This is a genomic window from Sinorhizobium mexicanum (assembly GCF_013488225.1).
Taxonomy (GTDB): domain Bacteria; phylum Pseudomonadota; class Alphaproteobacteria; order Rhizobiales; family Rhizobiaceae; genus Sinorhizobium; species Sinorhizobium mexicanum.
Genome location: NZ_CP041238.1, coordinates 796,393 through 815,678, shown reverse-complemented (window position 1 = coordinate 815,678; position 19,286 = coordinate 796,393). Strand labels below are relative to the sequence as shown.

The following is a 19,286-nucleotide window of genomic DNA, read 5'->3' as shown; positions in this document are numbered from 1 at the left end:
CACATGTGGAAAACCCGCCCGGCAGCGCCGGACGGGTGAGATATGGTTAAATCTATCTAACTGAAGACGGAGCAGAACGCCCGCGCTCGTTCTCCGATTGCACCGTCCACCGGTGGGATGACCAGAGCGCCGTGCGTTCAGGTGAACGCACAGGACGCTTTAGCACTTTGATTCCAGAGCATCTTATCCGCTTTCAGTGATTTCACTTGAAAGCGGGATGCTCTAGGCGCGATAGCTCCGTCCTTCGGCATCGAAGAGGTGAAGCTTCGCCTTGTCTGCTGTGAAGCGCACCTTGTCTCCCCGGTTGACCTGCGGGATGCCGGGGATCTTCGCGATGAGCGGTTCGTTTTCGACCAGTCCCTCGATATAGAGCAGAGTTACTTCACCGAGCGCCTCGACGATCGAAACCGTTCCTTCGAACAGGAAATCTTCGGACTGCGCGGCCTGGAGGTCTTCCGGCCGCACGCCGAAGCTCGCCTTCTTTCCTTTCTCGGAAGCGTTCGTGGCTATGTCGAGCGTCACCGACTTGCCGCCTGCGAGGGTCACAGTCGTCTGCTCGCCGGTGGCCGAGATCGTCGAGGGGATGATGTTCATCGCCGGCGAGCCGATGAAGCGGGCGACAAAAAGGTTCGCCGGGCGCTCATAAAGTTCGAGCGGCGCGCCGACCTGCTCGATGTGGCCTGCAGAAAGCACGACGATGCGATCGGCAAGCGTCATCGCCTCCACCTGGTCATGGGTAACATAGATCATTGTGGTGTCGGCCATCTGCTCGTTGAGCTTGGCGATCTCGATCCGCGTGGCGACGCGCAGAGCAGCGTCGAGGTTCGACAGCGGCTCGTCGAAAAGGAAGACCTTGGGATCTCGGCAAATCGCCCGTCCGATCGCGACGCGCTGACGCTGGCCGCCGGAGAGCGCCTTTGGCAAACGGTCGAGATAGTTCGTGAGCTGGAGGATTTCCGCCGCCGAGCGCACGCGGCGGTCGATCTCCTCCTTCGACTCCTTGGCGATCCGCATGCCGAAAGCCATGTTGTCGTAGACCGTCATGTGCGGATAGAGCGCATAGGACTGGAATACCATGGCGATGCCGCGCTTCGATGGCGGCACATCGTTGACGCGGTCGCCGTCGATGAACATGTCGCCGCCGGTTATCTCCTCCAGGCCGGCGATCATTCTCAGCAGCGTCGATTTCCCGCAGCCCGACGGCCCGACGAAGACGATGAACTCGCCCTGCTTGATGTCGAGGTTGATGCCGTGAATGACATCAACGGCCCCATAGGACTTGTGGATATCTTTAAGCAGCAGGCCCGTCATCGCATCCTCCCCTCGCTGTTTCTTCAGAATGCATCTTCTTCATGCGACCGGCGTCCGCCTCGCTTGAAGATGCTTAGGCCAAACGCGCGAAGAACGCGCCCCAGGCCGGAAGATTGATCGTGTTATCCCTCATCTCCGAAACGAACCCATGTCCTTCGAGCGGTTCCAGCGGTTCGGTCGGCACGTTCGCCGTCGCGAGCCCTTCGCTCATGTTGAACAGGCAGAGCAGTTTCTCATTACCATGGGTACGCAGGAAACCAAGAAGCGGCGCCTCAGTCTCGAAAAACTCGATCGCGCCCTTTGCAAAGGCCGGATACGCCTTCCTGAAGTTGAGGAAGCGGCGGTAATGCTGCATGACCGAGGCCGGATCGGCCTCCTGAACGGCGACGGCCTGGGCGAGGTGGTTCTCGGGAACCGGCAGCCACGGCTTGGCGTCGCTGAACCCGCCGTCCGGCATGCTCTCCCATATCATGGGCGTGCGGCAGCCGTCGCGTCCCTTGAAGTCGGGCCAGAACTGGATGCCGTAAGGATCCTGAAGGTCCTCATAGGCAAGCTCCGCTTCTGGCAGCGCGAGTTCCTCGCCCTGATAGATGCAAACCGAACCCCGCAGCGACATCAACAGGCTTGCGAGCAGCTTGGCGTGGGCGCCGTAATCGCTGACGCCGTCGGCCCAGCGACTGGCGTGCCGGACGACATCATGATTGGAGAACGCCCAGCAGGCCCACCCTTCGGGCGCCGCCTTCTGGAAATCAAGCAGCACCTCGGCCACACGGCGCGGCGTCAAGGGATCGGGTGCCAGAAACTCGAAGGCATAGCACATATGCATCTTGTCGCCGCCGGAGGTGTATTCGCCGGCGATCTCAAGCCCGCGCTGGCTGTCGCCAACTTCGCCGACGGCGGCGATCGCCGGAAATTCGTCCATCACCGCCCGGAAGCGCTTGAGGAATTCGAGGTTTTCCGGCTGGTTCTTGTCGTAGAGGTGTTCCTGATAATTGTACGGATTGACCGCCGGTGCCGTCGAGGCATTGCGTCGCTCCGGCACCAATGCCGGATTGTCGCGCAATTTCTTGTCGTGGAAAAAGAAGTTGATGGTGTCGAGCCGGAAGCCGTCGACGCCGCGCTCGAGCCAGAAGCGTTCGACGGCAAGCAGGGCCTCCTGCACCTCCGGATTGTGCAGGTTGAGGTCCGGCTGCGAGGTCAGAAAGTTGTGCAGGTAATATTGCAGCCGCGTCGGATCCCAGGCCCAGGCCGAGCCGCCGAAAATCGACAGCCAATTGTTGGGCGGGGTTCCGTCGGGCTTGGAATCGGCCCAGACGTACCAGTCGGCTTTGCCGTTGTTGCGGCTTGACCGGCTTTCGACGAACCAGGGATGCCGATCGGACGTGTGCGACAGGACGAGATCGATCATGACCCGAAGGCCGAGCCGATGCGCCTCGGCGATCAGCGCGTCGAAGTCCTCGAGCTTGCCGAAGATCGGATCGACATCCCTGTAGTTGGAAACGTCATAACCGAAGTCCCTCATTGGCGAGGTGAAGAAGGGCGAAATCCAGATCGCATCGACGCCGAGCGCCGCGACATGCGGCAGCCGGGCGGTGATGCCGTTCAGGTCGCCGATGCCATCGCCGTTGGTGTCCTGAAAGGAGCGCGGGTAGATCTGGTAGATCACCGCTCCACGCCACCAGTCCCTGTCGGGCTTGAGGATGGAGCCGGTCGTTTCTGTCATGTTCATTCGTGTAAAAGGTCCTTGTCCTGAAATCTGTCAGCCGCCCTTGACGGATCCCGCGAGCAGACCGCGCACGAGATAGCGCTGCAAAGCGAAGAAGACGATCAGAGGAACGACGATGGTAATGAAGGCGGAAGCGGTCAGGATTTCCCAGTTGCCGCCGCGAGAGCCGAGCAGGTTGACCAGCCGCCCCGTCAGCACAAGCTGATCCTGGCCGGTACCGAGGAAGACGATCGCGACAAGGAGATCGTTCCAAGTCCAGAGGAACTGGAAGATCGCAAAGGAGGCGAGCGCCGGGAAAGACAATGGCAGGATTATCTTGACGAAGATGTCGAAATCGCTGGCGCCGTCGACGCGCGCGGATTCCATGATCTCGCGCGGCAGGCCGGCCATATAATTGCGCAAGAGATAGATCGCCAGCGGCAGCCCGAAGCCGGTATGGGCAAGCCAGATGCCCATGTAGGTCTTGGCCGGGACACCGAAGAATGCGCCAACGCCGTTGTAGAGCTTCAGGAGCGGGATGAGCGACATCTGGAGCGGCACGACCAGCAGCCCGACGACCACGGCGATCAGGATCGCGCGTCCCGGAAACGGCATCCATGCCAGGGCATAGGCTGCAAAGGCAGCGATCAGAATCGGGATGACCGTCGATGGAACGGCAACCGTCAGCGAGTTGATGAAGGACGCACCGATGCCCTCCGCACTCAGCACCTCTTTGTAGTTGTCGAGGGTGAAACGCGGTGGTGCCGCGGCGGTGAAGAAGATGCGCTGGCCGCGCGAGCCTTCCATCCTCGTATCGGAGACGATTTCGAAGCTGCCGTCCGCCTGCACCGTCAGCTTCTCGCCGCCGTTCAAGTCCGCAGTCTCGCCGGCCTTGAACGCCGCCGGTTCGCGGCTGGAGAAGCCGAAGGCCGAGATCTGCCCGGCCTGACCGTCGAGAACGTTACCGGAGATGACGAACTTGCCGTCCCGTTCGACCTGGCTTTCGGGCGACGGAGCGCGCGCGACGTCATTGCGCGAGGACGTGGCAAGAGCCGTCCACCATCCGGAAACGGCGAGTTGATCCTTGTCGCGCAGGGACGAAATCAGGAGGCCGGCGGTCGGCATCGTCCAGAGAGCGACGATGAGAAGCACCGAGAGATGGACCGCCCACATCAGCGGGGAGCGCGTGGCTGGGTTCATCTCAGTGGCTCCTCATTTCCTTGGCCGCGTTGCGGATGTTCCAGATCATGATCGGAATGACGAGAACCATGATCACCACGGCGATCGATGCGCCACGGCCGAAGTCCCCGCCGCCCCGGAACATCCAGTCGAACATGAGGTTGGCAAGCACCTGGCTCTGCCATTGCCCGTTCGTCATCGCCAGAACGATATCGAAAACCTTTAGCACCAGGATCGTGATGGTGGTCCAGACGACAGCGATCGTGCCCCAGATCTGCGGCACCATGATCTTGAAGAAGATCTGCCGGCCATTGGCGCCGTCGATCACCGCGGCCTCGATGGTCTCCTCCGGTATCCCGCGCAGCGCCGCGGAGAGGATGACCATCGCAAATCCGGTCTGGATCCAGATGAGAATGACCATGAGGAAGAAATTGTTCCAGAAGGGCAGCGTGATCCAGGCTTGCGGCGCGCCGCCGAAGGCGACGACGATGGCATTCAAGAGCCCGATCTGCTCGGCCCCCTCCGCACGGTAGTCGTAGATGAACTTCCAGATGACGGCCGCGCCGACGAAGGAAATGGCCATCGGCATGAAGATCAGCGTCTTGGCGATATTGCCCCACCAGATGCGGTCCGTCAGCGCCGCGATAATGAGCCCGAAGAAGGTCGAGAGTGCCGGAACGACCAGCAGCCAGAGGAAATTGTTGAAGATCGACTGACGGAATTCACCGTCATTGACCATCCAGAAGTAGTTACTGAAGCCGACGAAGTTCACTCCCCCTCGATCATGGAAACTGAAAACGACGGACATGTAGACGGGGTAGATGAGATAGATCGTCAGCGCAAACAGTGCGGGCGCCAGAAACAACCAGGGCCGGATGGCATTGGTGATGCGCAGGTTGCGGGAGGCGGCCTTGCCGGAGAGGCCCTTCGATGGGAAAATTCGGTCGAGAATGAAATTGGTGCCCCAGAAATAGGCTGCGCAAGCCAAGACACCGGCAATCATCGTCAGAATGGCAGCGAGTAGCTGCTGCATGGCACATCCCTCCCCTTAAACGCGCCCCGGAGCAGGATGCTCCCGGCGCATCGCATGATGGCGGCTACCGCTCGTGATTGGGATTACCCGATTGCTGAGGCAACCCGGAAATGAAGGAGCGGCGGACGAGATAAGCATCGTCCGCCGTCTTATTTGATCTTACTTGATGGCGTCCCACGCCTTCTGCACGCCGGCTGCGACGTCGGCAGACGATTTGCCGCCTACGTAATCGACCATGCCCGTCCAGAAGGCGCCCGCACCGATCTTGCCCGGCATCAGGTCGGACCCGTCGAAACGGAAGGTCGTCGCGTTGAGCAGGATCTCGCCCTGCTTCTTCAGCGGCGGGTTGCCGTAAGTCTCCACGTTGACACTCTTGTAGGGCGTCAGGAAACTCGTCTGGGCCATCCAGACCTCGTGCGCGATCGGCGTCTTCAGGAACTCGATGAAGGCGCGTGCGGCCGGGGTGTCCTTGGTGATCATCGCAAGCGTGCCGGCGCCGAGCACCGGATTGCCGAGGTCCTTCTTGCTTTCATAGGGAGGCATGTAGAAGAAATCGGCGTCCTCGCCGATCACCGTGCCTTCCGGGAAGAAGGACGGAATGAACGAAGCCTGATGGTGCAGGTAGCACTTCGGCGGCGAGGCGAAGAGGCCCTTCGGGCTGTCACGGAAGTCAGCAGAGGCAACGGCCGCGGCGCCACCGTCCACGAACTTGTCGTTACGCGCGAACCAGCCGAACTCGTCCAATGCGCCGGTGACGGCCGGATCGGTGAACGGAATCTCGTTTTTGACCCACTTGTCGTAGACATCGGCCGGCTGCGTGCGCAGCATCAGGTCCTCGACCCAGTCGGTCGCCGGCCAGCCGGTCGCACCGCCCGAACCCAAACCGATGCACCATGGCTTTTGACCGTCGGCGGCGATCTTTTCGGTCAGCGCCTTCAACTCTTCCATGGTCTTCGGCACTTCGTAGCCTGCGTCTTCGAAGTTTTCCGGCACGTACCAGACCAGCGACTTCACGTCGATCTTGTAGGGGAATGCATAAAGCGCCGCTTTGCCGTCCTTGCCGTTGTAGGTGGAGAGGTCGACCCAGGATTGACCGGCGGCATAGTTATCGAGCAACCATTGCTTGGTTTCGTCGCCGAGTGGCGTCAGATAGCCCTTCGAGGCAAGGTCGGCGATGAGGCCCGGCTGCGGCAGGATTGCGACGTCCGGCGGGCTGCCAGCTTGCGTGTCGATGACGATCTGCTGCTCGTAGTTCTCGGAGGACGAATACTTGAGATCAACGCCGGTCGCCTCGACGAAGTAAGCATAGACGCTCTTGAAGAGCGCCTCGTCCTCGCCACGCCAGGGCCCGAAGATCGTCAGCGTCTGCCCCTTGAGGTCGTGACCCTTCTTGAAATCCTCGAAGCTCGCCCAGTTGAACTTGGAGTCCTCGCCGGGCTTGAATTTCAGCTCGGCAGCATCGGCAACCTCCACTACCAGGGCGAGCGCAGCCACGCCCATCAGGAATGATCTCTTCACGTTATCGTCCTCCCAACATGAACCCCGACGTTGCGCCGCGGGTGGATCATCTACGCGCAATTCAAAGCGCTTTGAGTTTGCTAAGAAATCATCGCCGCGGACGAAGAGTCAAGCGCTTTCCTTCGGCTCGCCTCGATGCAACGTGGATATTGCTATGCATCAACATTTTGCGCCGCGAAAACGCGGTTTTCCGCTTTTTCCGGCACGGAACGGGTGGTAGAGGACATTGGCGGCGCTGACCGGAATATCCTAAATGAAAGGGGCATCCAAAGCGCTTTGGGAGAAGGCCATGCCGGTCAAACTTAAGCAGCTAGCGGAGCTGCTCGGCCTGTCGCAGACGACGGTCAGCCGAGCGCTCAATGGCTACCCGGAAGTCAACGCCAAGACGCGTCAGCGAGTCCTGAAAGCGGTCCGCGAGACGGGCTACAGGCCCAACCGTGCCGCGCAGCGGCTCGCGACCGGCAAGGCCTACTCCATTGGCCTCGTGATGCCGATCGCATCCGGTATCGGATCGGACATTCATTTCGGCGAATTTCTCGCCGGTCTCGCCGAAGAGGCCGTCAAGCATGATTTTCATTTCGTGCTGAACCCGAGCGCGCCCGAGGATGAGGAGTCGACGTTCCGACGGCTGGCGGCCAGCGGCAATGTCGACGGCCTCTTTCTCGCCCATATGCGCGCCAATGACCCGCGCATCGCCATGCTGAAGTCGCTGTCCATCCCTTTTATCGTGCATGGCCGATCGATCGGCGGCTCGAAAGACTATCCGTTCCTCGACATCGACAACACCGCCGCCTTCTACGAGGCGACGAGGCTTCTCATTCAGCTCGGCCATCGGCGGATCGCGCTCATCAACGGGCAGGAGCACCTGGCCTTCGCGATTCGCCGGAAAAAGGGTGTCACGCGCGCGCTCAAGGAGTGGGGTCTCGATCTCGACGAGACATTGGTGCACCACTCGGTCATGACCGATGGATATGGCTATCGCAGCATGGAGCGCTTCCTGATGCAGCCGAATCCGCCGACCGCCGTTCTCTGCTCTAGTACCGCTCTGGCACTTGGCGCCGTGCGCGCGATCAATCAAGCCGGCCTCATCGTCGGTACGGACATCTCGATCATCGCTCACGACGATGTTTTGCCGATGCTGAAGCCGGAAAATTTCAGCGTACCGCTGACGACGACGCGCTCGTCCTTGAGGGCCGCCGGCGCACGCGTCGCCTGCCGGCTGATTGGCGGCATCCTGGAACGCGGCACCTACCCCGATCAGGAGCTTTGGCACCCAGAACTGATCGTTCGCGCCTCGACGGGGCCGGCACCGGGCAAATAGGAATCGAAGTGTGGGCGGCAGAGAGCCGCCCCACCGATATCGCCTCAGAACTTCGGCGGCTTGCGACCGGCCTTGCGGCAGGCGGCAATGATCGTGTTCGCCATCAGCATGGCGATAGTCATCGGGCCGACACCGCCGGGGACGGGCGTGATCACGCTCGCGACCTTGGCGCATTCCTCAAAGGCGACGTCGCCGACGAGCTTTGTCTTGCCTTCACCACGTTCCGGCGCCGGGACGCGATTGATGCCGACATCGATCACCGTCGCACCGGGCTTCACCCAATCGGCCTTGACCATTTCCGGGCGGCCCACGGCGGCAACCAGAATATCGGCGTTGCGGCAAACAGCAGGCAGATCCTTCGTGCGCGAATGCGCCGTCGTGACCGTCGCATTGGCGGCAAGAAGCAGCGCCGCCATCGGCTTGCCGAAGAGGTTCGAACGGCCGATGACGACGGCGTTCAATCCGGAAAGATCCTCGCCATGCGTGCGGCGCACGAACACCATAGCCCCGGCTGGCGTGCACGACACGAGCCCGCCTTCGAGATCTCCGGTCGCGACCTTGCCGGCATTGACGACATGCAAGCCGTCGACATCCTTCTCAGGGAGAATGGATTGGATGATCGGCTCCGAACGAAGATGCTTCGGGAGAGGCAACTGCACGAGAATGCCGTGGATGGAGGCGTCCGCGTTGAGTTCGGCCACAAGCGCCGCCAGTTCCTCCTGCGATGTTTCCTGCGGCAGCGTGTGCTGGACCGAAAGGAAACCGCATTCCTTGGCCATCTTGCTCTTCGCCGATACATAGGTGTGGCTTGCCGGATCGTCTCCGACGATCACCACCGCGAGCCCGGCGCGTACCCCGGTTTCCGCCTGCAGCGTCTTTGTGGCGGATTTCACGTTTTCGATGACCGAAGCGGCAACGGCCTTGCCATCAATCACAGTCGTCACGGCGTATCTCCCGGTTTGTCCTTCACGCGGCACACTCTAGTTCGCACGGCATCAAGCGATTGCCTGCATGCGCCCTATGCTGTTCCAAACGCATAAATGCAAGAGCCGACGAGGCCGGAACAGCAATCCGACGAACGACCGCCGCATTTCCTTGCATCGCTGAAAGATCGGGATGGGCTCCGCCTGCCCCGTCGTGAAGGATCCGCCGCACCGGCAAGAACCGTTTCGACGTCGGTCAACGACGATTTATCCGGCAACGGTTTCATTTGCGCGAGATACGGCGACTGCCGCGATACGCCCCGATGACAGTTCGAAATGGTTCTGTCCGGCAGCGTTGGCGAGATCGCGCTCTATCGGCCTCCACCGAAAGGCGTGATAGGTGCGCCGCCGCCCAACCTCGGCCATGAGCCGATAAAGCCGTTCGAGCCAGCGAAGGAGAGCGGGCGTGCGGGAAAATTCCCGAGGTAGATATTCGCTGACGGTGATGACGAGCCGGCCGTGCTCGGGAGCGATATTTCGATCGACCCATTTCTCCTGTTTCGAGTTCTCGATCGCCACGAGAAGAATATCGGGCCGGAGCGCGCGTACTTCCCCGAGGGCGTTCGCCTCACCGGAAAAGCCACCGAGCGCGATGAATTGGTGCCAGGGCGCGTGGCTGCGAAAATTTTCGGCGGTGCGCTCCGCAACATGACGGCCCGACCCGATCACCGCGACACGCATCGGCTTTTCGATATAGGTCAGCAGCGCGGGTACGAAAGCCATCGCATCCCGACTTGACGGAAACATGCGGTCGGTCACCACCGCATGCCACTTGGGCCGGGAGACGACCGTGTCGGCGAAGGCCAGGGCATCGGCCCAACCGAAATCGCGAGGTGGCGCGCTGGAAGCTATTCGCCCGGATGTCATAGCGGCAATGCGCGAGAGGGCGTTCATCATGACCCACCCCCGGTCCTGCCGAGCGAATTGGCGACAGGCCATTGCCAAGTGCTTCGCGCGGTATCGGAGGCTGAGGCGGGCTTTGCCGTCGCCGCGATAGAAGAAACCGGTATTGGAAACATGTTGCCACACGGGATGAGAGACTATTTTTTTCATTTTAGCCGCTTGCCATGAAACGGCGTTTAAGGCTCTCATTCAAAAGCCGTTTTCCGGATTCAACATCTGTTTAGGAAGTTTTGCTGTAGTGCTTGCCGGCTATCTGCGCGCACGGGTCTCAAGATGACGCCGAACGGTCAGGACATCACCGTCTATTTCCAGACCAAGCGGGAAGATGCGGCGGATATCGAACTTGTGGTCGTCGTACCGACCTTCCGCCGGCCCGATCATATCGTCAAAACGCTGAAAACCATTGTTTCGCAACGGCCTGACGTTCCCTCCGCCACGATTGTGGTGGAGAGTGACGCCGATGGCCTTGCCGGCGCGGAGGTGGCGAAAGGCTTCTTTCTCGGGCATCCGTCCGATTCCGCCGTTGTCGTCGTTCGCCGGCGCGGACACGCCCATGCGTGCAATGCCGGATGGGCGGCGGCACTCGATCTCTATCCCAACCTCCGCGCGCTCGCCGTCATCTATGACGATGAAGTTGCCGCTCCGGAATGGCTCGATTGCCTCGTTGCGGTCCAGGAAACCCATGGGGCCGATATCGTCGGCGGGCCACAACTACCCGTCTTCGAGGATCCGCGCGAGCAGAAGTGGAAGCGGCACCCCGTTTTCACGCCGCCTTACAAAGAGAGCGGACCGGTACCGATCCTCTATTCGGCAGGCAACGTCCTCATAACCCGGGCGGTGCTCGACGGGATGGCGCGGCCGTTTCTGGATCCGGCACTCAATGTCGTCGGCGTCGGCGACGCGGATTTCTTCGACCGGTGCAAGGCGAAGGGGTTCACGCTCGCCTGGGCAACGGAAGCCTGGGTCGCGGAAACGGTCCCAGTTTTTCACACCACGAGGTCGTGGATCCGCGCCCGCAGTCTCGAGAACGGTGCGATCTCGGCACTCCTGGAGCACCAGCGCGATCCGACATTCTCCGGTCGGTTGAGAACGCTCGGTAAATCCCTTGCGCTCATCGCCACCTCTCTTCCGGTCGGCCTCAAACTTTGGGCGGAGACCGGGCTTGCCGCTGCAAGCCTCTATCCGCTCCACGTCGCGGTTGGCCGGCTGACGGCGAAGATCGGCTCCGCCGAGGCGCAAGACCGGACGCGCAACGTCACCTAGATCATTTCATTGTTTCATTGAAGCAGTGAAACGATCTAACTTTTTGAAACAACACAATTCCGGACGGAAAACCGTTACACACTTTTCCTGGAATTGCTCTAAGGCCGGCTCGCGAACAAAGTGCTAAAGCGAACTTAGCGCGTCCGATTGGACGCGCGGCGCTGTAGGACCGGTCAATGGGCGCTGCTGTTCGCCTTCACCGCCCCTTCGGGGATCTTGTCCGCGGCGATGTTGCCATTCTTGTCCACGACAGGAACGGGTTTCTGATATGGCCTGTTCTGGCTGTTGGCGACGCGCTCAACATCATCCTTGGTGAGATATTCGAGCTGTTCCACCAGAACCTCGGTAATCACTTCATTGCCGAGCTTCTTGTTCAGCCCATCCTTCACCGCGACCTTGAAGGTCGGCAGATCGAACGATCCGGTGTCGGCGAGGTCGACGTACTTCGAGCCGACGAGCATGTCGTAAAGCTCGTCCGTCACGAGCTGCCGAAGCGGCGCGTGCAGCTTCGCAATGCCTTCCTTGGTGGCCGAAAAGGACAGCTTCGCAAGGAAATATCCCTGCACTGCCCCTTCCTTGATGACCGGGACCGTGATGATCTCGCCCGGTATGTATTCCTCGGATGCGCGTCTGTCCGCGTCGGCCTCCGACACGACAGGCGCGGAAGCATATTGCATCGAGAAATAGACGGATCCGAGCGTGACGGCGCAGACCCAGACCCCGGTGAGAACGAGCTTCAGCATCAGAAATCGCTATAGCGGAACTGCGCTTCGGTGTAGATGCCATCCGCGTCGGCATCCTGGGCAGCCGTCTTGAGAAGATCGACCACGGAACGCACCGCCTCCAGATGCGCCTCGACCTTCTGGGAGTTGACCTGCAGCTTGTTGCGCAAATGGCGCGTCTGCGAAACGAAGGCCGGCGAGATTGCGCCGGGAATGGCATCCCGGTGGAGCATCGTCAGTTCGTAGAGGCAGCGGCTCTTGTGTGCGTTTGACGTCTTGATATCGAAATCAGGGTCCACGCCGATGCGGCTGTTCTCGTTGTCGATGATCATTTCCAGCCGGCCGAGAACATTGCGAATCCGTACGTCGTTCGATGCCACAGCTTCCATAAAAATAAACTCCCAAAATAAATTCCAAGGCGCGATGCAGGCGGAAACCGCCGGATATGCTCGCCCGCTCTAGAGCAATTCCAAGAAAGGTGCGTAGCGGTTTTCCGTGTGGAATTGCGTAGTTTCGAAGGATTAGAGCATTTCGCTGTTTCAGTGAAAAACAGTGAAAGCTCTAGGCTTGCTTCTTCTTTTCATCGTTGGTCAAAAAGCCGGAGAGAGCCTTGCGCTCATATTCCTGGACCATGCTCGTCGCAAGGTTGTGGCTGTTGCCGTCGACGGATGCATTCACCCGACCGGTTGCATTGTCTCCGACCAACTGATCGGCAATACCGATACCGCCGCCTGCGGCAAGAACATCGCCGATCTGCTCGGCCATCATGCTCTTCCAGACGTCGCCGGCTGTGCCCTTGCCATAGACGTTTTCACTTTCGCTCGGCAGCATGGATTTCACGAAATTCTGCAGCACCATCGCCTCGAATTTCCGATAGGTCTCGGGAATCTTCTTCTGCTCGACCCGGTTGTTGATGTCGCCCAGTCCCGTCGATCCCTCGGAGGGGTCGAGAACGGAAACGGCCGCGGCAAAGCCGTTGCCGTTTTCCGCGAGGCTCGTTGCCTGGAAGGCGGCTCGGTTGGCCTTGAGCCTTGCCTGAGCCTCCTGGATTTCCGCCGGATCGGCCGCACGGACAACGTCCATCACAAGGTCGCTGGGCGGAGAAATAGCCATGTCAGATCCTCTCGAACCGAAGCGCCCGCAATCCTGCGCGGCCGCAAATGTCCCGAACCGGGCCTGCCCATCACTCGAAGGGCAGCCCCGATGACGCACTATCGTCCTTCAACCTTACCGGAAGCTGGCGGACCGCTCCTGCATAATTCCTTAAATCGGAATCGAGTTAAGGCCAAAATCATGCAGAAACTCAAAGTTCTACAGCGGCCCTTTGCGCGTCTGATCAGACGCGCGGCGCTGTAGAGAGGTGCTGATCGATCAGATCGAGGATCGAGCTGTCGGCCGCCTCCCGATCCTCCGCAAGGCGGGCATCCTTCATATGCTCCTCGAACCGGTCGCCTTTCGCGCGCTCCCTCAGCATGCGCGCCTCGTGAACCTGCTGAATGCCGAGCAGCATCTGATCCTTCTGTACCAGGCGCCCGAGGTGGGAGGCGTAATGACCCGAGAAGATGCGATGCATCGGGTGAGCCGAACCCATTGCGTCGACGACCACGTCGATCGTTTCGGCGAGAACCGCGCGTTGGCGCGCGGTCTCGGTGAATTCGCTTTCCGCCATGCGCTCGAGGTGTCGCTGGACGGCGACCAGGCGCTTCAGTTTTTCCGACCGCGTCTTCATCCCTAGCCTCCCTGCATTACCGGCGCGAAGCCGTCGGCGAAGAGCCGCAGCATTGCGGCGATCCCGAGATAGAGGAGGAACATGCCGCCCATGATGAGGTAGGGCTGGGAGATGAAATAGACCGGAATCTGCGGAGCGAGCTTGTTCACCATGCCAATCGCGACGTTGAAAAGCAGGCCATAAATCAGGAACGGGCTCGCGAGCCTGAGCATGATCATGAAGGTCTGCCCCAGCGAGTTTGCGAGCGTGATCAGCACGCCTTGCGGATCAAAGCCGCTGCCGATCGGCATCACACGGTAGGATTGGGCGACCGCCTCGATCATCACATGGTGGAAATCCAGCATGAACAGGATCATCAGGCCGGCGAAGCTGATCAAGCTGGTGAGCTGGTTTTCGGCCGTATCTTCAAGCACGTCCGCCGTCGGCGGCGGGCTGAAACCCATCAGCATGGTCGCGGCCGTGCCGGCGAACTGCAGGCCAAGCACATAGTAACGCGCGACGAGACCGATGACGGCACCGACGATCGTCTCGGTGGCGATGAGGTAGATGTAGGTGTGGCCCTTTCCTGTGACCTGCGGGTAGATGTCGTTCCACATGATCGGCAAGATGGCCATCGATATCGCAACGGCGATGAACAGCCGGACCTGGACGGGAACGCGCGCGGCTGAAAATCCCGGCATGATCATGATGCAGGCGCCGATCCGGCAAAAGGCCGCAAACAGCGCCAGTACCGTGCCCTCCGGGTCGGTGATCATGAAATCGAGCCGATGATCTTGATCTCAAGGCCTTTGGCGAGCTCGACATGGGAGAGCACGGGCAGCGTGGCGAAGAGGCGTTCGATGATCATGCGAACATAAGAACGGGATTCGGGCGAACTTACCAGCACGAAGGGCATGCCGCGATCGAGATGTTCACGGATAACTTTGGTCGCCTGTTCGCTGAATTCTTCCAGGTGACGGGGATCGATGTCGAATTCGACGATTTCTCCCTTGGCATCGCGTTTGAGCGCCTGATGGAAGACCATGTCCCATTTGTTGCCGAGCCGGAGAACGCGGAGAACGCCGTTGTCGGCGAGGTCGCCGCAGAGCTGTTGCGACATACGCACGCGCACGTGCTCGACGATCTGCTCGGTCTTGCGCACATGCGGTGCAAGCTCGGCCACGGCTTCGAGGATGAGGTGCAGGTTGCGGATCGATACCCGCTCTGCAAGCAGCAGCTTCAGGACCGCCTGCAGACCCGAATAGGACATGTGCGACGTGCAGATCTCGTCTGCAAGCTTTCGGTATTCCGGGTCGAGCCGCTCGATCAGCACCTTCACGTCTTTGTAGGAGAGGAGCTGCGGAAGATTATTGCGGATGACCTCGCTCAGATGGGTCAGCACCACCGAGACGTTGTCGATCGGGTGGAACCCCTCGCGCTTCAGGTCTTCCGTGAAGGTCTCCAGGATCGAGACGGCCGGCATGCCGAAGGCTGGCTCCCTGATCTCGTCGCCGGGCACGCTCGGCCGGCGACCTCCGCCAGTCACGACCAGCACTTCGCCGACCCGCACCGTGTTGGACGCGATCGTCGTGCCGTGAATGCGAATGTGGTAGGCCTTGTCCGGGATCGAGATATCGTCGGAGACCTTGATTTCCGGAACGACGAGGCCGTACTGGCCGGCAAATTTGCGGCGCATCTTGCCGACGCGGAAAGCGAGTTCCTGATGCGCGCCGAGCAGCCGCGTCGACACCTGCTTGCCGAGCAGAAGTTCGATCTCCGCCGTCTTCAGCACCGACTTGACCGAATCCTTGTCGCTCTCCTTGGTCTCCTGCGCCTTCATCGCCTCCTGCGCCCGCTTCTCAGCATCGGCGGCCTCAAGCTGCTTCGGAATGAGCCAGCCGAGGAAGGCCATGCCCCCGCCGAGAGCGGCGAACGGCAGGAAAGGCAGCCCCGGCATGACCGAAAGCAGGATGATCAGGCCGGCGGCGACCGTCAGTGCCCGCGGATAGCCGCTGAGCTGGCCGACGACTGCCTGGTCGGTGGAGCCGGCGGTGCCGCCGCGCGAGACGAGCAGGCCGGCGGCGAGCGAGACGATCAGTGCCGGGATTTGCGAGACGAGGCCGTCGCCAACGGAGAGCTTGACGAAAACGTCAGCCGCCTCGCCGATCGGCATGTCGTGGCGGAGATAGCCGATGATGATGCCGCCGAAGATGTTGATCGCGGTAATGATCAGGCCGGCGATTGCGTCGCCGCGGACGAATTTCGACGCGCCGTCCATCGCCCCGTAGAAGGAGCTTTCCTCTTCCAGCTCGCGGCGGCGGCGCTGCGCCTCTTTCTCGTCGATCAGACCGGCCGAAAGATCGGCGTCGATCGACATCTGCTTGCCGGGAATCGCGTCGAGGGTGAAGCGGGCGCCGACCTCGGCGATACGCGTCGCACCCTTGGTGATGACGATGAAGTTCACCGTAATTAGGATCAGGAAGACGATCAGACCGATGACGAAATCGCCGGACATCACGAGGCTGGCGAAACCGGAAATGACCCCGCCCGCAGCACCGTGGCCTTCATGCCCGTGCGAAAGGATGACGCGCGTCGTCGCGATATTCAGCGACAGGCGCGTCATCGTGGAAATCAAGAGGATGGTCGGAAAGGACGAGAACTCCAGCGGCCGCTGGATCCACAGCGCGACCATCAGGATCAGCACCGAGAAAGCGATCGAGAACGCCAGCCCCAGATCAATCAGGAACGGCGGAATCGGCAGGAACAGGATCGACAGGATCATCACGATCCCGAGCGCAAAGCCGATGTCCCTGCTCTTGGGTGCGAGTTTCGGGATGGTCAGCGCTGCCTGTTGTGCCATGTCTCTTCCGTCTCTTCATGAGAGGCGGGCAGCAGTCCGCGAAAGCTGCCCAAGCTATGGCAAAGGCCTAAAGCCTCAAGCTTGCGCGAAGGTGGTACTACAGCGCCGTGCGTCTTTTTAGACGCACAAGGTCGCTGTAGCGCTTTGAATCGCTGCATGTTTTTTGCCTGAATCGAATAGGATTTAGGAAACATGTAGCAGGCGGAGATAATCAGAATCCGGACTGGATCCGGGAGAAGATGATGTCGGTAAAGATGGAGATCTGCGCACCGACGAAGGGTGCGGAAACGGCGACCGTGATCATGACCGCCAGGATCTTCGGCACGAAGGTCAGCGTCATTTCCTGGACCTGGGTCAGGGCCTGGATAAAAGCAATGACGACGCCGACCACCATCGCGGCGAGAACCGCAGGCCCCGAGGCCACGATCACGGTCCAGATTGCAGCCTGCACAATATCAAGGGCGTCAGCCTCGTTCATGCGGAGATCACTTCACTTTGACGCCGGGTCCGATAACGAGCTCCTTGCCCGTATCCAGTACGGCGATGATTCCGTCTGAGTATAGTTTCACTTCCTTGACAACACCAGTCGTCTTGCCGTCAGCGCTCGTCACCGTCTTGCCGATAACCGCGTCCGCTTCGCTGAGCGACGTCCGTTGCAGCAGGCTTTCGAGGTTCTTGTTGGTCTTGATGGTCTGCTCTACCTGCGAGAAGGTCGCGAGCTGGGCGATCTGCTGCGTCGCGTCCATCGGGCTGGTCGGATCCTGGTTCTTCATCTGCGCCACGAGCAGCTTCAGGAAACTCTCGTAGTTCAGCGTCGCGGCGCTCGCGTCGTCCGTCGATTCCGTGGCCGAAACCGTCGGCGTATAGCTTGTCGAAGTCGAGTTGACGCCACTTACCGCCATGGTGCGATCTCCTTGCGAATCTGCTCGACCGTTGCCGGCGTGATTTCCTGCGCGTTGAGAATACGGTCCTCGATCGGATAAAGCGCCCGTATGGCCTTCAGCGCCTCGAAGGCACGCCCTTGCGTGACGAGACCGTCGATCCGTTTCAGCTCGGCCAGAACCTCTTCGTTCTTGAAGCAGTTGAGCAGCATGACGATCGATTTGCGGAACATGGCCGTCGACTGTTCGGCGCCTTCCGGATTGATCAGGATCATCTGGGCAATGAAGTAGAGCTGCTTCAGCGGGGTCGTCGCGTCTTCCGGCTGCAGCACGTGATTTTCCAGGAGGAAGGTGACGTCGTTCAGGAACTCGACCGCGACCTTGCGGTCAACGCGAAGCACCGCGCCGTTTACAAAAATCCTTTCGCCCGACTTCAGCGAGATACGCAGTGTGCTCTTCATTTCAGTCCATCCCTGATGATGGTGGTAATGTCTATGATGCCTTGGAAGTTGGAAGATTCGCGTTTGCGGATCTTCTCCGTCTCGTTCAAGATCCAGATGGCGATCGAAATCAGATTGGCGCGCAGCTCTTCGTTGAGCTGGTTATCCGGCGTGCGCAAATCCTCGATGAAGCGGATCCAGACGCGCCGGGTAAAATAGATCGCCTCGATAGCCTCCCTCGAATACCCGCTCTGCTGTTTCGCCGCCTCCAAGAGCGCGATCGAGCGATCGAGTACCTGCCGTTCGCGATCCTTGGAATCGGCGACGCCGTCCTCCATGATCTCGGCATACGAAAATTGATACATTCAGACATCCTTCATGTTTGTCCGGTTCCTCTCGATCAGAGGAAATTGAGCAAGCTCAACTGCTGAATCCGCGATGTGAGCGTGTAGGATGTCTCAAGCTGCGTTTTCAGAAGGTTTATGCGCGTCGACGCCGCCTCCTCGTCGATGCCTTCGATGTCGCCGATATGCGTGGTGACGAGTTTGATCTGTGCCGCCAGGGAGTCGTTTGCCTTCTTTACGCGAGCCTCGGCGACGCCGAGTTTGCTGCGTTCGGCGTCGATGCCGGTAATACCCTGCTCGACGTAATCGATGGCTGCTTCTCCGATCGCGTTGCGGACTTCCGAAGTGACGCCCTTGTCCATCAGTTCCGAGGCGATCACACTCGCGAGCGCGAACATCCGCACCCCGGTCGTGTTGACGTTCGTCGAGCTTTCGACGACCTCGGACGTGCTGATGCGGCTCGTCATGTTCTGGTTCGATGCATCGGACCAATTGGCATCCCATTGCGCGCCGGTATACATCGGTTCCACGACCGTGGTGATGAAGTCCTGCATCTGCGCGACGGAGAACTGGTCCATCGACGTCAGCGGCGGAACCTGAGCGGCCATGTATGTCGAGAGCGCCGTGTTGAACGCAGCCTTGGCAGTCGAGGTTGCCGCGGAGTTATAGTCCGCGAGCGGCTTCACGTCCGAATTGATTCCCGAGAACAGGAACTCGCCGTTGAACGAGGTATTCGCCGCTGACGTGAAAAGCGAAAGAGCGCTGTCGATTTCCGTCTTCTGGATCGCCAGCTTGTCGGCGGAATCGTTGCCCTTGAAGGTCACGAGTGTGTCGCGGACCTTTTGCGCAGCGCTCGCCATGGTCTCAAGTGCCTCCTGGGAGGCAGAGAGCCGCTGGTTGACGATCGAGTTCGTGCTCGTCAGCGAGTTCATTCGCGCGAGCTCGCGTTGCAGGTTGAGCGAGCGCGAGGTCGTCGCTCCGAGCGTGAGGCCGACATCGGCGTGGCGGCCGGTCGTCAGTTCCTTTTGAAGATTAAGCATCTCCGCCTGCTGCTGCTGAATCGTCAGCCGCATGGCGTTCTGTACCGCCAGATTCGAAACGAAGGACGTCTTCAT

General features: G+C 60.2%; 20 protein-coding genes. 2 read left to right on the top strand and 18 right to left on the bottom strand.

Annotated features, from left to right (window positions below):
* Positions 1 to 222: 222 nt before the first annotated feature.
* From FKV68_RS03815 to FKV68_RS03795, 5 genes are all read right to left on the bottom strand, one after another.
* A complete protein-coding gene (locus FKV68_RS03815) occupies positions 223 to 1,311 on the bottom strand; it encodes an ABC transporter ATP-binding protein (protein ID WP_180940209.1) in 1,089 nt (362 codons plus the stop codon).
* A 73-nt stretch (positions 1,312 to 1,384) separates the two neighbouring features.
* Positions 1,385 to 3,040, bottom strand: a complete 1,656-nt coding sequence (bglA, locus tag FKV68_RS03810) for a beta-galactosidase BglA (protein ID WP_180940208.1) — start codon at positions 3,038 to 3,040, stop codon at positions 1,385 to 1,387.
* A 30-nt stretch (positions 3,041 to 3,070) separates the two neighbouring features.
* Positions 3,071 to 4,216 (bottom strand): carbohydrate ABC transporter permease, encoded by a 1,146-nt coding sequence (locus FKV68_RS03805; RefSeq protein WP_180940207.1) that lies wholly within the window; start codon positions 4,214 to 4,216, stop codon positions 3,071 to 3,073.
* Between the two features lies 1 nt (position 4,217).
* Entirely contained in the window at positions 4,218 to 5,228 is a 1,011-nt protein-coding gene (locus FKV68_RS03800) for a carbohydrate ABC transporter permease (RefSeq protein ID WP_180940206.1), read from the bottom strand.
* 159 nt (positions 5,229 to 5,387) lie between these two features.
* Positions 5,388 to 6,746, bottom strand: coding sequence for an ABC transporter substrate-binding protein (locus tag FKV68_RS03795; protein WP_180940205.1), 1,359 nt, complete (start codon positions 6,744 to 6,746; stop codon positions 5,388 to 5,390).
* 289 nt (positions 6,747 to 7,035) lie between these two features.
* Between FKV68_RS03795 and FKV68_RS03790 the strand changes: the two genes are divergently transcribed.
* Positions 7,036 to 8,067 carry a substrate-binding domain-containing protein gene (locus FKV68_RS03790; RefSeq protein WP_180940204.1) on the top strand — a complete coding sequence of 344 codons (1,032 nt, stop codon included), beginning with the start codon at positions 7,036 to 7,038 and terminating at the stop codon, positions 8,065 to 8,067.
* A gap of 44 nt (positions 8,068 to 8,111) precedes the next feature.
* Here FKV68_RS03790 and folD read toward each other — a convergent pair whose 3' ends face one another.
* The gene (folD, locus tag FKV68_RS03785) at positions 8,112 to 9,011 is read right to left on the bottom strand and encodes a bifunctional methylenetetrahydrofolate dehydrogenase/methenyltetrahydrofolate cyclohydrolase FolD (RefSeq protein ID WP_180940203.1); all 900 of its coding nucleotides are present in this window, start codon (positions 9,009 to 9,011) and stop codon (positions 8,112 to 8,114) included.
* Positions 9,012 to 9,257: 246 nt separating this feature from the next.
* Entirely contained in the window at positions 9,258 to 9,947 is a 690-nt protein-coding gene (locus tag FKV68_RS03780; RefSeq protein ID WP_180940202.1) for a WecB/TagA/CpsF family glycosyltransferase, read from the bottom strand.
* Between the two features lie 279 nt (positions 9,948 to 10,226).
* Between FKV68_RS03780 and FKV68_RS03775 the strand changes: the two genes are divergently transcribed.
* A complete protein-coding gene (locus tag FKV68_RS03775; protein WP_180940201.1) occupies positions 10,227 to 11,216 on the top strand; it encodes a glycosyltransferase family 2 protein in 990 nt (329 codons plus the stop codon).
* A gap of 173 nt (positions 11,217 to 11,389) precedes the next feature.
* Here the strand turns inward: FKV68_RS03775 and FKV68_RS03770 are convergent, their stop codons facing one another.
* From FKV68_RS03770 to FKV68_RS03720, 11 genes are all read right to left on the bottom strand, one after another.
* Complete coding sequence (locus FKV68_RS03770; RefSeq protein ID WP_180940200.1) at positions 11,390 to 11,959, bottom strand: hypothetical protein; 570 nt, start codon at positions 11,957 to 11,959, stop codon at positions 11,390 to 11,392.
* The gene (locus tag FKV68_RS03765; protein ID WP_180940199.1) at positions 11,959 to 12,327 is read right to left on the bottom strand and encodes a hypothetical protein; all 369 of its coding nucleotides are present in this window, start codon (positions 12,325 to 12,327) and stop codon (positions 11,959 to 11,961) included. The genes FKV68_RS03770 and FKV68_RS03765 overlap by 1 nt, the downstream gene beginning before the upstream one ends.
* Positions 12,328 to 12,499: 172 nt before the next feature.
* Entirely contained in the window at positions 12,500 to 13,051 is a 552-nt protein-coding gene (locus FKV68_RS03760; RefSeq protein ID WP_180940198.1) for a rod-binding protein, read from the bottom strand.
* A 223-nt stretch (positions 13,052 to 13,274) separates the two neighbouring features.
* Positions 13,275 to 13,667 (bottom strand): hypothetical protein, encoded by a 393-nt coding sequence (locus FKV68_RS03755; RefSeq protein ID WP_180940197.1) that lies wholly within the window; start codon positions 13,665 to 13,667, stop codon positions 13,275 to 13,277.
* Between the two features lie 2 nt (positions 13,668 to 13,669).
* Complete coding sequence (gene fliR, locus FKV68_RS03750; RefSeq protein WP_180940196.1) at positions 13,670 to 14,422, bottom strand: flagellar biosynthetic protein FliR; 753 nt, start codon at positions 14,420 to 14,422, stop codon at positions 13,670 to 13,672.
* Complete coding sequence (flhA, locus tag FKV68_RS03745; RefSeq protein ID WP_180940195.1) at positions 14,419 to 16,506, bottom strand: flagellar biosynthesis protein FlhA; 2,088 nt, start codon at positions 16,504 to 16,506, stop codon at positions 14,419 to 14,421. Before flhA ends, fliR begins: the two co-directional genes overlap by 4 nt.
* Positions 16,507 to 16,717: 211 nt before the next feature.
* Complete coding sequence (gene fliQ, locus FKV68_RS03740) at positions 16,718 to 16,984, bottom strand: flagellar biosynthesis protein FliQ (protein WP_136506065.1); 267 nt, start codon at positions 16,982 to 16,984, stop codon at positions 16,718 to 16,720.
* Between the two features lie 7 nt (positions 16,985 to 16,991).
* On the bottom strand, positions 16,992 to 17,408 hold the full coding sequence (gene flgD / locus FKV68_RS03735) for a flagellar hook assembly protein FlgD (protein ID WP_180940194.1): 417 nt from the start codon (positions 17,406 to 17,408) through the stop codon (positions 16,992 to 16,994).
* A complete protein-coding gene (gene flbT / locus FKV68_RS03730; RefSeq protein ID WP_153438395.1) occupies positions 17,399 to 17,848 on the bottom strand; it encodes a flagellar biosynthesis repressor FlbT in 450 nt (149 codons plus the stop codon). Before flbT ends, flgD begins: the two co-directional genes overlap by 10 nt.
* Positions 17,845 to 18,192, bottom strand: a complete 348-nt coding sequence (gene flaF, locus FKV68_RS03725; RefSeq protein ID WP_180940193.1) for a flagellar biosynthesis regulator FlaF — start codon at positions 18,190 to 18,192, stop codon at positions 17,845 to 17,847. Before flaF ends, flbT begins: the two co-directional genes overlap by 4 nt.
* Positions 18,193 to 18,227: 35 nt before the next feature.
* Positions 18,228 to 19,286: a flagellar hook-associated family protein gene (locus FKV68_RS03720; RefSeq protein WP_180940192.1), complete on the bottom strand. Its 1,059-nt coding sequence runs from the start codon at positions 19,284 to 19,286 to the stop codon at positions 18,228 to 18,230.

Coding starts and splice junctions, on each gene's coding strand:
- FKV68_RS03815 (WP_180940209.1), bottom strand. CDS start 1,311: ATGACGGGCCTGCTGCTTAAAGATATCCACAAGTCCTATGGGGCCGTT.
- bglA (WP_180940208.1), bottom strand. CDS start 3,040: ATGAACATGACAGAAACGACCGGCTCCATCCTCAAGCCCGACAGGGAC.
- FKV68_RS03805 (WP_180940207.1), bottom strand. CDS start 4,216: ATGAACCCAGCCACGCGCTCCCCGCTGATGTGGGCGGTCCATCTCTCG.
- FKV68_RS03800 (WP_180940206.1), bottom strand. CDS start 5,228: ATGCAGCAGCTACTCGCTGCCATTCTGACGATGATTGCCGGTGTCTTG.
- FKV68_RS03790 (WP_180940204.1), top strand. CDS start 7,036: ATGCCGGTCAAACTTAAGCAGCTAGCGGAGCTGCTCGGCCTGTCGCAG.
- FKV68_RS03780 (WP_180940202.1), bottom strand. CDS start 9,947: ATGATGAACGCCCTCTCGCGCATTGCCGCTATGACATCCGGGCGAATA.
- FKV68_RS03775 (WP_180940201.1), top strand. CDS start 10,227: ATGACGCCGAACGGTCAGGACATCACCGTCTATTTCCAGACCAAGCGG.
- FKV68_RS03770 (WP_180940200.1), bottom strand. CDS start 11,959: ATGCTGAAGCTCGTTCTCACCGGGGTCTGGGTCTGCGCCGTCACGCTC.
- FKV68_RS03765 (WP_180940199.1), bottom strand. CDS start 12,327: ATGGAAGCTGTGGCATCGAACGACGTACGGATTCGCAATGTTCTCGGC.
- FKV68_RS03760 (WP_180940198.1), bottom strand. CDS start 13,051: ATGGCTATTTCTCCGCCCAGCGACCTTGTGATGGACGTTGTCCGTGCG.
- FKV68_RS03755 (WP_180940197.1), bottom strand. CDS start 13,667: ATGAAGACGCGGTCGGAAAAACTGAAGCGCCTGGTCGCCGTCCAGCGA.
- fliR (WP_180940196.1), bottom strand. CDS start 14,422: ATGATCACCGACCCGGAGGGCACGGTACTGGCGCTGTTTGCGGCCTTT.
- flhA (WP_180940195.1), bottom strand. CDS start 16,506: ATGGCACAACAGGCAGCGCTGACCATCCCGAAACTCGCACCCAAGAGC.
- fliQ (WP_136506065.1), bottom strand. CDS start 16,984: ATGAACGAGGCTGACGCCCTTGATATTGTGCAGGCTGCAATCTGGACC.
- flgD (WP_180940194.1), bottom strand. CDS start 17,408: ATGGCGGTAAGTGGCGTCAACTCGACTTCGACAAGCTATACGCCGACG.
- flbT (WP_153438395.1), bottom strand. CDS start 17,848: ATGAAGAGCACACTGCGTATCTCGCTGAAGTCGGGCGAAAGGATTTTT.
- flaF (WP_180940193.1), bottom strand. CDS start 18,192: ATGTATCAATTTTCGTATGCCGAGATCATGGAGGACGGCGTCGCCGAT.
- FKV68_RS03720 (WP_180940192.1), bottom strand. CDS start 19,286: ATGAAGACGTCCTTCGTTTCGAATCTGGCGGTACAGAACGCCATGCGG.